The following is a 13,508-nucleotide window of genomic DNA, read 5'->3' as shown; positions in this document are numbered from 1 at the left end:
CTCCTTCTCTTATTTTAGCTCCTGACTATCAATAGAAATCATCATTTCATTTGATTCTATAATAGCGCTGAGATTTGAATACTTGGCAGGAATAGAAGTAGGATACCAATTTCGATTAGGACTTACCATAATGAGTAACCCTTGATCATCTCCTAATGCTAAGAAACTTTCTGTTGGTTTAGCCTTGTCAAAATACGACAAATCATATTCTGCTATTAACTTCTCCGCTTGTTTTATTGGGTTTTCCACTACCAATCCAATTTCACTAATACACGTAATTTGTGCAGGATTGAAAGGCCCATCAATTGATAACTGTATATCTTCTCTTGCTATGAATTCCAATATATTGCCATCATTATCTCTAAAATAGATAGACTGCGCTTTCCACTCCTCAAAAGTAGTTACCAGATTACCCTCAACATTTTTTATCAAATCTAATTTACCTTCCGCCCATTTCAATGACTCATTCAATTGAGAAGAAGGAATATTAAATGCTAAGTGATAAATCTCCACAGGAGTACTTACTGCTTTTAGAGTAAGAATAGTTTCCCCTGCCTGAACTGAAAAAAACGCTGAGGACTCCTCCAATAATTCAAATTCCAAAACTTCTGTATAGAACACTTTACTTTTACTTAGATCTGTCGTTTCTATATCTACATTTACTATATACATAATATTTTTATTGTTTAAATTATTCTGTTTAACTATTCAAAGTACTCCTCTACATTCCATAGTACCTCACAATCGCAATAGCCACCGTGCTCTCTTAACCACACTACTACACCTTCAATATTCTTAATATCAATTCTATTCAGTATCTCCACTGTTTTCGAACTCGTATGATCACATCCACAAATCTCAAGTTGCTCATCTAATGCGTCAAACAATTGAGTAAAAAATGCTCTCTCCATAGGCAAGCTCTCTTCAAATAACCTTTGTTGTTCTTCTTGCCATTGTTGCTTTAATTCCCTTTTGCGTTGTTTTTCAATCTGCTTATCATTCATCATATTACCTAAATGCTCCCTTGACTCCCCTTACTTCAAATTTTTCACATAATGCTATCTCTTGTACAATAGCAATCTTATCCCTTTCTTCTTGACAGAGTATCTCATACTCAATCTTATTTGTCACATTCTTATAATGCTCCTGTAATTGACTAAAGCACATCATCGTCCCAAAAGCACTATTTCCATATATACTGTAATCACCATACAAACAACCATAGCAATTCTTGAAATAATACCCCTGAGGTAACTGTTTCACTACTTGATCAAATGCTGTTTCTATAGTATCCCCTTTACCACATAAGGTACTTTTACCTAAATCAAAGGACAAACAAATTCCCTCATGAGCTATTGATTGCTTCTCCAAGGTATAATTACCTATTTCAGCTGCTAATCGCAATTGAATAGGAATGGGTTGTTCTGTTTGACCACTACAACACAAAAACTGAAGTATATCCAATTCCAGCGTACAATTGCACAATGATCTCCTTTGATCTTTGGTAACGGAATAAAATTCATTATTCGATATAACTTCGTTTCCTTGATAACAAAGATCTGTAAATTCTGATCCTTTAAAAGTTGCATCGCCTATACTTACAGTTAAATATCTACCGTCATTCAACACGTCAATGGGCAGGTGATAATCCTTATGTTTATATCTTCCTTTATAAATCATAGCTTACACTTATACGATCAAATCTACGACCATTTACAAAATATGTCCTTGTTAACAACAATAAAACGCCCTAAGTCAATAAAAATTATTCTTATTCTTAATAGAAAATAAACTACTATTGCACTACCAATCCTATAGTTATGAAAAAAACAATACTTTTTCTATGTTTAATTATCTGTTCTACGCTCAACGCTCAAATACATTTAAACCCAGACCTACACAAATTGGTTGTACAACACAAATACGGTGAGTTACATTTAAAGAATAAAACAAATCAAGAAAAAGACAAATACTTCTTCGATGCAGTATATTACAGCAGTGTAAATCAACCCAAAACCTCTCAACAGTATTTAGAAAAGCTAATAGAAGAAGATTCGTTATTCCTACAAAAGATAGAATACTGGAAACTCGCAAGTGAAAATAATATCAAACTTTTCAATTATAACCAAGCTTATTTAGCTTCAAAACACATATTGGAGAACTTCAAAGACAAACTAAGTCCTGAAGAGCTAAGTGATGAGCAAAATAACTTAAATATATGGTTTACTTTAAAAGATGTGCCTAACCAAGAAATTAGCAGTTTTAAAACTGTAGAAATTGTTACCCAGAAAGACTTAGCTAACCTAACGACTATCGAAGTAACAGCAAACAACACCCAAAAAGATTTTGTCTTTGATACAGGAGCAGGTCTCAACTGTATTACAATATCTTTAGCAAAAGAGATGAACTTCACAATCTTACCCGATAATAACGTAACCGCAAGAAGCTTTACAGGAGTCAACAATAAGGTGCTATTAGCTATTGCACCAAAACTACAGATTGGCAGTTTAACCGTCACTAATGCTGTTTTCCTCGTTTATCCTGATGAGGCATTTACTTTTGCCAATGGAAAATACAAAATACACGGCATCATTGGATTTCCAATAGCAAAAGACTTAGGTACAATTACTTTTGAGAAAAACCAACTAACATTTGCTAAAAACATACAAGACAACAATAGCGATAAGAACTTATATTTTGAATATCTAAGACCAATCTTATTACTCAAATACAAAGGAGAACAACTTCCTTTTAATTTAGATACAGGTGCTCAGAAAAGTCAATTTAGCAAACCTCTATTTGATTTATTTAAAGAAGAAATCAGCGCAAAAGCAAAGAAAATAACTACCACAACAAGTAGTGCTGGAGCACAAGAAAAAACACAAAACCTTTATCTGCTCAAAAACCAAAAGTTTTGGCTAACAAATAAGAAAATCAAATTACCCGAAATGTTGATTGACTTCAACAATATAGATGTATATGGCCCCTATAATTACGGAAATATAGGTCAAGATATTTTATCTCAGTACAAAAAGGTAATTATAAGTTTTAATCACAACTACCTAAAATTAGAATAAACAAATAGGCCTGGTTTAAAACCAGGCCTATTTGTTAAAAAGATGATCAAAATCTTGAATGATTCAAAGTACCATTTCATCTATTCTGCCATATTGATTCATTCTCTTCAACTTTTTCTATTTTATCGAATTTACTTACAATTTGTTTTTTATCTGCTAACGAAAATAAGTCACTGTCTTTTATCTTCTTAAAAAATAAAACGATTACAGCGATGATACTTAGTCCTATAGCCCCCCATACAGATACCTTCCACATTGTCACGACTGAGCTAATAAGATATAGCACTCCAATATATTGCATTGGTATCCAGAATAAAGTGTGATTGTTTTTATAACGATAGTATTGATTATCTTCTTCGTGAAACAATATCTTTTCTTCATTCCACAATACACCCAATACCCATGTTGCTATACCTGCAAGTAATGTCCCTATAGAAAAAACAAGTTCTCCACTTACTTCTTTTCCAAATACAATTCTTGGCACAACACATCCTATCAAAAAGAATATTAACGCTAAAATACCACGTCCTGACCAAACTACCATTTCGAACTATTTAATGATGACAATACTACCTAAATATCAATACCTTACAAAGTAAAAAAATGAATTATCATTCATACAAGTAATTGGTATTTTGTACAAAACTACAGCTAATTCTAAAAACAATTTTATCCTTTTTGGATACTTTTTACATACTCGTACACAATTCAATTAAAAAACCATTATTATCTAACACATAACCTACCGTCTGTCCCCACGGCTTTACTGTCACAGACTCATGTATTGTGCCTCCTGCTTGTTCTACCTTCTCTATAGCTGAGAGTACATCATCGACAACAAATCCCAACTCTATCCCAAAAGGTTTCTCTTTATTCACCTGTTGATAGCCTTTACTCAAATTACTCAAGGCTAAATCAATATGTGCAAATGCAATCGTTGTATCTCCTGATATCAACTCTCCATAATCTTGCTCTGGAGTGACAAACTTTCTTACAAACCCAAAAGCCTGTTCATAAAACTGAATAGTAGCTTCTACATCCACTACATACATAATAGTATAACTGTATTTTATCATTCCTTTCTATCTAAAAAATTCTTCTTCTATTTAATTTATACTACAAGGTAAGTATTCTATATGGTGAAATTGTTACATACAAAAACAAAAAGTCGAAGTATTAACTCCGACTTTTTTTATATCTTTTTATTAGTCACTGTAAACCAACTCCTATCCCTCAAAATCTCCACAGTCGTGAACTTCAAAAGACTCCAGCAAACTCTTAAGCGTATAGAAACCCGCTGGTCTGTATAGCTTTTGATCAATCTCTTGTCCTTTCACTGTTAATTGATATACAGGATATTCATCCACTCTCTTAAATACAAACTCATTAAGAGGAGTGTGTATAACAATCACGTTATCCATCTCTTCTATTTTAGTAATCTTATAGGATATTTGCGTATGTAGATCACATGCGTTCATTAAATTTATCATCTCTCCATCCACGATTACATTTGCTACATCACAAGCATAACAACTTCCTCCAAATTCAAGTCCGTATTTTGCAGTTACTTCTGTAGCCTCTGCATTAACAATCTCCATCGGAACAAGTAGTTCACTTTGCAATTGATTTACTTTTTCACTGACAACTATCTCAGTTACATTATCTACTGTTTCAGTTCCTGCTGTAGCCGAGTCCTTTTGTTTACAACTAATCGTTAACGCTATTAAACACACGAGCATTAATGCTTTTTTCATACCTTTTATATTTTGAGCAAATGTAGATATTATTATAAATAAAATTCTCCCTTCAATAACTAATTTGAATATTTTTGTTTTATTTGGTAGGGATATAACTCATACCTAGCATTCGCTTCATTGATAGAGTATCCCATCTTATTATATTCCACGAATAACTTAAATGTATCATTTGCTACATTATCTTTTTGCTTATCTTGACAAAGAGTTTTATAATAATAGGCATCCGAAAACTCTTTTAATATTAGAATTAAATAACCACTAAATACACTAGTTATTCTTCTAGCAATACACGTACTTTAAACAAGTCTTCTAAAGTTACAACAAAAGGTAAGCCTACAGGATTACTATTCTTCTCATATTCACTCATAGCCATATAATCGAATATTAACCCATTAAAATCTATTACCTCATCAAAAGCTACCATTAAATAATCTTTTGCTCGACTATTTACTGGATATCCTAAACCTTTTATTTTTTGATGACTATAATAATCATAACTTCTTGTCCTATCTATTTTAAATAATTTAGAAGCTTGCAATTCTCCCGCCTCTCTTAATAAAAGATATTCTGCTTCAATAACAAACTTTAAATCTACTGCTCCTTTTGCATCTCCAATTCTAAAATTATATAAACCTTTATCTAAATACCACTCTAAGTGCTTATCTGACTTACAATACCCAACTAATACTTTTGTCCCCTTAATATCTACTTTATTTCTATCAAAATAAGGAGGTAAGACACCTTTAGTTTCATATACAGTACGCTCTTCATTTAATATCTGATAGCTATTATTTACGATACGTTCTCTCTGTGAAGTTCTATCGATTAAATGTTCTATCACTTTATCTATAAAACCAGCCAATTCTTTTATACCTGTATTTTCTTTAGAGGGGCAAATAGAGAAAGCTCCTAAACCTGGTAGTATCTCATGAAAGCCTTCAAATCTCTTCTGATTACTACCGGGATACAAAATATAAGCTCCTCCTGTACGACGAATAGCATCCTTATAAGCATGCATCTTTAGTAGGTCTACATTTTTAAATGTTCCTTTTCTCTCTTCTTCTTTAACTTCTTCCTCTGTACCTACCTCGACAACATCTTTCTGAAAATCTTGTATCTTATATTTCGCATCGAAGTGGATATGTACTATAGCATCTTCTTTTTCAGCTTCACTCTCTTTAAACACACTTGGCCATATACTTAATGTATAATCTGGTCTTAATGTAGTAGTCCAGCTACCTGCCTTAGTCATATCATCAGTTCCTCCACGGAATGAACGGTTATAACTAAACCTAATACATAAATTTCGTGACTTCACTGTACTTCTCCCTTTTATATCTAAAGCTCTACCTTCTTTTAATATAACTTGTAGCCCATCTTTATCTACCTTAATTAAGTCCGAACTATTAAACTCTAAACCAAACTTATCACACACCAATTGCTTCAGTTGGAAGAATATCCAATACTCATAAAGCTGAGCAATATTCTTCTTTCCACCTTCATAAACATCATCGCCTCCCTCCCAAGTTAACTGAGAGGCCAATTCAAACTGTAACCAACGATTTAACACCTCTCTATACCCAGCTCTTTTTTGCAGAGTTGGACTATTTAGCTTTAGAGACTGTGCTTCTTGAATCGTATCAAAGAAGGAATGAGAAGCTAATTGTCTAATATGCTTTCCTAACAGTAGAGCTTCTTCAGCAGCAAAACTCTTATTATATTTACTAAAAACTCGATGACAATGTTCTATAAAGTTCACAAATACACTCAGAACAAACTTCACAAATCTATTCTCAGGAGTATCATAAGACTCCTTTTTATGACCTAAATATATCTTTTGAGGTAATGAAGGAATTACTCTTGACAATGGATGAACATTATCTAACTGAATTCTTTGACTTGAGGAAGTAAACTGTCGAATTTCTTTACTCCCTATGCGTTTAACACGAGAAATAGGTTGTAGTTCATTTTCCTCATCCCATTTAGTAGAAGGATTGTTGAATACCTGAAGTAAAGCCTCCTCAAATTCTGATGAATCAATAAATGACTTAACAAAACAGAATCTTTGATATAATGACTGTGCATTACTATTATAATCTACGTCATACGACTGATAAACTGGAGCCTCTACCTCCATCAATAAATCTGTACAGACATCTGTGATATCTTCTAACATCTGACGATAATTAGTACGATAGCTTGTATCTAGATCCTTATCAAATTTAGTAGCTAGTACTTCTACATCTATCTCCTTTACGACTACCTCGCTTGCTGTATGTTTTACAAATAACCTTAAAACACCTACATAGTAATTAGGTTCTAACCTTCCTCTATTAGATTGTCTTTTTGATTGACGTACAATACTCTTCACTGAGCAGACTAATTCATACTCAGTACTTCCTACTAATTCATATTCATAGTAATGCCCCTCTGCTATTAAATATGGTTTTACTCCATAGTCCATAGCTTCTTCAGTATCCAATAGATATAGTTTATCAGAACTGTCAGTAACTATTTCTAACACTACTCCATCCAGAATAGGAATAGATAAAATATCTATCTTTTTATATTCAAAATTAAGCTTCTGCATAACTAGTAAATCCATTAGCTATCACATTGTGATACATACGCATTAACTTAGCATAAGATATTGGATATTTAATATTATCTATATTCTGCTCTCCTTGAATAATATCAAAATCTTTAGCATTTATTAAACATAGCTCTACCAAAGTTTCTAATACCTTCACAATCTTAGAACGAGAACCATGAAGCTTTGGTAACAGCTTTTGCATTATAGCAATATCAATTCTATAATTGATAATATCTTTTTTCTTAACTCCTTCTTTTTGATAGATCTCAGGATAATCTAAATAACTCAATTGGTTAATCAATTTCAATACTTCATTTGCTGTACGATAACCAAACTCTGCTCCTACTTTAGACAGCTCAGTAAAAAACTTTAATAATTCTTCCTGAACGACTTTATCAGATGTTTTCGTTACCTTTTCTGACATCGTCAGAAACCCTTTAGACATTCTTTTTCCTTCACATTTTAACTCTGTAAATTTGACACCATTGGGTAAAGAAAAGTATTTACCTAAGTCACTTACATCTAATCTAAACTCTATAACATTGGCTCTATCTAATACCTTAGGACTAAACATATATGTAGTCTCATCAATATTTACTGTTCCAATAATAAATAGGTTATTAGGCCACTGAATAGTCTGAGGGATTCCCCTTCCTTCTGAGCATATCCTAACATCTCCTGTGTATAATTTAATACTATCGTTACTTTCCATCACACTTAAGAAATCTGCAAAATAGCGTTCTACATGACTTAGATTCATCTCGTCTAAAATCATAAAGAATGGAAGGTTAGGGTTACTCTGTGCATCTAACATTAGTTGTAAGGCACCATTATCAGGAGTTACATACATAGTTGCATTTAGTCCATCAGGATATCCTAACAAAGGTTCTCTATTAGTCCAATCTGCTCCTACAGGTATAATTCTATATTGAGTCTCTTCTTGACAAATCCATTGCACAAAAGCCTGTGCTAACTTTGTCTTTCCTGATCCTGATAACCCATTTAACAACACAAAAGGCTTGGTTACTAGAGAAGTTACGAAACGAGTTACTAATACTGGATCAAAATATAAGTTAGATTTTTCTAAACTATCTGTAAAAGCTTTGATAGTAAAATACTCTTGATCTTTATCTCTAACTATAGTCTTTTCTTTTCTAACAACTTTTTTTACACCTCCACTTAACATCTCAATATATTTTGACAAACTAGCACTGTAAAATCCTCTATCTGCATACGATTTAGGTTTACTATACAATATAGAGCTTATATCCTTTTGATAAATCTTTACTTCTTCCAACAATTTATTAAAGAACTGTACATCTTCGATACCATAGATAGAACCTTTCAATTGACCTGACTGATTAAGCAACTCACCTAAATTATCCATTGCTTGTAGATAAGAAGAAATTGCCCCTGATCCTTCAGGAAATTGATTCTCTAAAAACTCTTTAAATTGACTTTTTCTCTTCATCACTATATTAAAACCTAAATCATGTAATATTTTAAAAGGTAACTCTGTACTATTTCCAAAGTCAGATAATAACAATTCTTCCCCTCCTTTTAATTTATTAGCTTCTGATAATACTAAAATAGGAGGATACATATTGTTATTATATATCAAATCATAAGTAGATGAGCTTCTTTTTTTTCTAAGTTCAGGGTTACTATTTATTATCTCTATAGCTTTTAAAATATCTTCTCTTTTTATATCTCTTACTTTACTCATTGTCTATATAGTTTTACTACATTTTATAAATCTAACATATATCCTATAACAAATATAACCAATCTTTAAACCTTATTCATAAGGTTTTCCTCACCTCAAAAAAAAGCACCACCCATAGGCAGTGCTATTATTTATAAAAACTATCCCCCCATTCCCCCTCTATTCTATTCTTCAAAAAAACACCCTACCTTCCAAACTCAAACAACACGCTATCTTATAATAAACATACCTACATAAACCAAAACAAATTAGACATAGCATTACGAAGATTCCTCCTAACATTAACACCTTGACTAAGGCCAATGATGAATACTTTTAAAAGAGGACTAATCCAAAAACAAAAAAGCACCGCCAAATGGCAGTGCTTTTACAATAGTAAATCGAGTCGTTTATAACGCATTAATTTTCTTTACGATAGTCTCACAAGTATAATCAGTTACTGCTTTTATTTCAGCAGTTTCTAATTGTTGATCGTATTCTTTCTCGAATACTGTACCGTCACCTAAATCAATAACATAAGTTAGTTCTGTAAACCTACAAGATACTCCTACCTCAATAGCAGCAGCTCCCTCAATTAGTTTAAATCCACCTAAACGAATAACCGAGTGTATCTCCTCAGCTCTATCCCATGCTATATGAGGATTGTCTAAATCAAATACGTGTAGTAATTCTTCTGCTAAATCTTCTTCTTGTACAGTTGATGCTTCCTCAACATTATCTTCTTCTGTAACAGCTGATGCGTCTTCTTCCACTACGTCTTCTTCCACTACGTCTTCTTCCACTGCGTCTTCTTCCACTGCGTCTTCTTCAGTTGCAATCGTTTCTTCTTCACCCTCCTGCGTTACATTAACAAGTACTTCTTCACCTTCCAATACTTCTTCCTCTGAAACATCTAATGTATACTGCCCCTCTATCTCACCGAACAAATCTCCAAAACTCTCCAATACCTGAAGCTCAACTTCGGTAAATAAAGGACGTATAGAGTGAACAAATATCGACTCTAACCACTCGGCTGACTTTACTTTACTTTTCTCCTCCTCTTTAGCCTTTAACTGACGTTTAAGCATTTCGATTTGATTGTAAAATTTCTCCGATTCCTCAATAGACTTTCCTTCTTGTATATCGACAATCATTTGCTGCGAACGCAAAATTTGTTGCCCAATATGAGTAAACAAATCGTCTTTTGGTTCATCATAACACAGCACATCTGTTAAATACTTTACATATAACTCTTGTTCCTTATCCGTAATCCAAAATGGCGTATAAACAAAGGCTATTAAAATCTGATTGCTCAATAAGCGTGCTACTAATCCATTTCCTCTATCAAAAGGGCTTACTTTCAAAAAATCAACATGAAAATTAAGGGCTACATCGATAGGATGTGGAGCATACTTTTTACCTTTTAGAATATAGTCGATTGCTTCATTGGTGCGATTGATCAATTCTCGCATTTCCTTTTTTACAGCAGAAGCAGCTACAAAAGTGTATTTCTCACCTTTGTAAGTAGACATGCTATTATCAGTCTGCTTCCATTGACCAAGCTCAGCTCTTCTATCGCTATCCTCTTCATACATTAACTTGGCATGAAGCTCTTTGATATACTTTTCAGACAGGTGTGAGTCTACCAAACTCCCTCCTAATAATTCTTTTAAAACCTCATCGTGTTTCTTAATTTCCATTAAATCTTTTAGAGGCTTTTTGTCAACAGTTACCAATCCATCAATCATACTTCGAACTTCTTCTTTTGCCAAAGTATTTCCCTCTGCATAATTTGAAAAATAGTTACACTCCAAACGGTACTTATGATATAACTTTTGTAGCTGTTCACTATTCACACCTCCTTGAGTCTCAACTTGCTGTTTTAGACTATCAATCTTTACTTTTATTTCCGAATAAGTCATTCTCTTAAGTTTTTAAACTACATAATAGTATTTGCAATTAGTAATTAAGTATACAACCCTAAAAATCAATAGGAAGAATACACACTAATTTGAAATAATCTGCACTGACACTAAATGCCAAAGCAAACTAAAGACCATTATTTTTTTTCATCCGCGAAGGTATAAATTATTAGTCTTTTGAAAAAATACAATCCCTTGCATATTTCGACCTTAATCTACATTTGGCTATATATAAAAAACAAACTATTAAAACTGAAACACTTTTGCAAATATCGAAATAAATATACCTCATTGACAACAAATCACTTAGCATTCACCTACTTTTTACTAATATTATTTAATTATCATACAAAAAATCACAATTTAAATCTAATTGAAAAACACAAAAGTTAACTATATATACATAAACACCTAATTTATGTTAATTATTTAATTAAATTTGTAATTCAAAATATAATTCAATAACTAATTATAAGTTCTATATGAAAAGAAAATTACTACTAATAGGTCTAGCTTTTATGTCGCTTAGCTCGATGTATGCACAGAATAGAGTGGGGTTGGGTAGCTCAACCTTGCCAAATGAATCTTCGATACTTGATATGGGAGCAACAAATCTTGGGGTATTAGTACCACGAGTATCATTAAAAGATGAAGATGATAAGACAACTATTGCAGGGACTAATTACCCTGAAAGTTTACTTGTCTATAATACAGGAGAAGGTACTTCAAACTTAAAAAAAGGTTTCTATTTCTGGTTAGATGGAAAATGGAATGCACTTGTTGCTAAAACTACCTTACAAACAGACGAAACTTTAACATCGTTAACAATCTCTGATGGTGCTGATGTTAAGCTAACATATACTGACGAAAAAAAAGTTGACCATGAATTAGCTATTTCACAAAAGCTTATAGATGACACATCGTTTACCAACCATATTAAAAGTTTAGTTACTTCTACTGCTACAGGAGTTGAACTTACTCAAGGAACAGGGATTACGATTAAAACTATCCCATCTAACACAGGAGGTACTAACGTAAATTACGAAATATCAGCTAACTCTTCAGAAATTAACTTAGACGGTGATGTAACAGGAGCTGCTGGAGATAATACAGTTGTCAAAATTAATGGAGTATCAGTTGAAAAACCAGTAGAAGCTGATGATAAACAAGCATTAGTATATGACCATGCAAGTACTACTTGGAAACCAGGTAAACCAATTGTAGAGATTACAAATATCAGTAATAAAGGTACATTATCAACAGGTACTGATGGTGTGATTAATGTAGGGGATGGTACAGATGCTTTGTTAAAAAACATCTCTTTAAGTATCAATGCTGGTACCATAACAAGTAGCATGATTGGAGCTGGACAAGTAAGTAAGGAAAATATAGCTGCTAACGCTGTAGATACTTCTAAGATATTAAGTGGAGGTAACAGTCAAGTGTTAACTACAGCAGATGATGGAACAGTAACTTGGGTTGCTCAAAATACAATTAAACCTACAGGAGCAGACTTAACGACTGATGGTATTATTACTATCGAAGGTGGTGAAGATGATGGTAAAACAGGAGCTGGTGTACTTTTAGCAGATACAAAGATTAGTATTAAAAATGAATCTATTGGAATAGAAAAGTTAGCAGAAAGTAAAGCCGNAATTAAACCTACAGGAGCAGACTTAACGACTGATGGTATTATTACTATCGAAGGTGGTGAAGACGATGGTAAAACAGGCGCTGGTGTACTTTTAGCAGATACAAAGATTAGTATTAAAAATGAATCTATTGGAATAGAAAAGTTAGCAGAAAGTAAAGCCGAAAACATGGTATTGACTACGGGAGCTGATAAAAAACCTGTATGGGTTGCTCAAAATACAATTAAACCGACAGGAGCAAACTTAACGACTGATGGTATTATTACTATCGAAGGTGGTGAAGATGATGGTAAAACAGGAGCTGGTGTACTTTTAGCAGATACAAAGATTAGTATTAAAGATGAATCTATTGGAACAAAAAAATTAGCAGAAAGTACTGATAAAAACATGGTATTGACTACGGGAGCTGATAAAAAACCTGTATGGGAATCTAAATATACAACAATTACAAGTACACCTGTCGAGACTAAAGAGGTAATAGATGGTAAAAAAGTCTTCACTTTGAAAATTGCAAATGGAAAAGTAACTAAAGCTTCCGATGCAATTGATTACAATAACCCGTTGGGTGAAATGAATTGCGTAAAAAAAAGAGAATATAATTAAGACAGATATTGGTCAAGATACTGAATTTCAGTATCTTGACATTTTCAAACAAACCAATATCTATGTCAAATATACGAAATAACTATTTAAAAATATTAGATGTAATTAACTCATTGCAGTTAGATTTTAATGCTTGTATTGTTGCTGGAAGAAAACCTAAAATGACTGATATAGAAGTTATTGCATTGAGTTTAACTGC

Annotated in this window: 10 protein-coding genes; 1 reads left to right on the top strand and 9 read right to left on the bottom strand. The window is 32.7% G+C overall.

From position 1 onward, the window contains the following. Positions 1-9: 9 nt before the first annotated feature. The 3 genes from GJV76_RS11935 to GJV76_RS11925 are packed head-to-tail and all read right to left on the bottom strand — an operon-like array spanning position 10 to position 1,680. Entirely contained in the window at positions 10-672 is a 663-nt protein-coding gene (locus GJV76_RS11935) for a VOC family protein (RefSeq protein ID WP_155092844.1), read from the bottom strand. A 32-nt stretch (positions 673-704) separates the two neighbouring features. Then, entirely contained in the window at positions 705-1,007 is a 303-nt protein-coding gene (locus GJV76_RS11930) for a DUF2695 domain-containing protein (RefSeq protein WP_230381546.1), read from the bottom strand. Between the two features lies 1 nt (position 1,008). Next, positions 1,009-1,680, bottom strand: coding sequence for a DUF6304 family protein (locus GJV76_RS11925; protein WP_155092843.1), 672 nt, complete (start codon positions 1,678-1,680; stop codon positions 1,009-1,011). 140 nt (positions 1,681-1,820) lie between these two features. Between GJV76_RS11925 and GJV76_RS11920 the strand changes: the two genes are divergently transcribed. Beyond that, complete coding sequence (locus GJV76_RS11920; RefSeq protein ID WP_155092842.1) at positions 1,821-3,077, top strand: retropepsin-like aspartic protease; 1,257 nt, start codon at positions 1,821-1,823, stop codon at positions 3,075-3,077. A gap of 76 nt (positions 3,078-3,153) precedes the next feature. Here the strand turns inward: GJV76_RS11920 and GJV76_RS11915 are convergent, their stop codons facing one another. From GJV76_RS11915 to GJV76_RS11885, 6 genes are all read right to left on the bottom strand, one after another. After that, entirely contained in the window at positions 3,154-3,621 is a 468-nt protein-coding gene (locus tag GJV76_RS11915; protein WP_155092841.1) for a hypothetical protein, read from the bottom strand. A gap of 145 nt (positions 3,622-3,766) precedes the next feature. Then, the gene (locus tag GJV76_RS11910) at positions 3,767-4,153 is read right to left on the bottom strand and encodes a VOC family protein (RefSeq protein WP_230381545.1); all 387 of its coding nucleotides are present in this window, start codon (positions 4,151-4,153) and stop codon (positions 3,767-3,769) included. Positions 4,154-4,303: 150 nt separating this feature from the next. After that, positions 4,304-4,831, bottom strand: a complete 528-nt coding sequence (locus GJV76_RS11905) for a hypothetical protein (RefSeq protein WP_155092840.1) — start codon at positions 4,829-4,831, stop codon at positions 4,304-4,306. Positions 4,832-5,105: 274 nt separating this feature from the next. Beyond that, positions 5,106-7,439, bottom strand: a complete 2,334-nt coding sequence (locus GJV76_RS11895) for a DUF2357 domain-containing protein (RefSeq protein WP_155092839.1) — start codon at positions 7,437-7,439, stop codon at positions 5,106-5,108. After that, positions 7,411-9,153, bottom strand: coding sequence for an McrB family protein (locus GJV76_RS11890; RefSeq protein WP_155092838.1), 1,743 nt, complete (start codon positions 9,151-9,153; stop codon positions 7,411-7,413). Before GJV76_RS11890 ends, GJV76_RS11895 begins: the two co-directional genes overlap by 29 nt. A 389-nt stretch (positions 9,154-9,542) precedes the next feature. Then, positions 9,543-11,054 carry a Fic family protein gene (locus GJV76_RS11885; RefSeq protein WP_155092837.1) on the bottom strand — a complete coding sequence of 504 codons (1,512 nt, stop codon included), beginning with the start codon at positions 11,052-11,054 and terminating at the stop codon, positions 9,543-9,545. Positions 11,055-13,508 lie beyond the last annotated feature (2,454 nt).

Source organism: Myroides albus, assembly GCF_009711045.1.
In the GTDB taxonomy this organism is placed as follows: domain Bacteria; phylum Bacteroidota; class Bacteroidia; order Flavobacteriales; family Flavobacteriaceae; genus Flavobacterium; species Flavobacterium album_A.
Note: the sequence above shows the minus strand (reverse complement) of the source record. Positions and strands in the feature narration are given on the sequence as shown.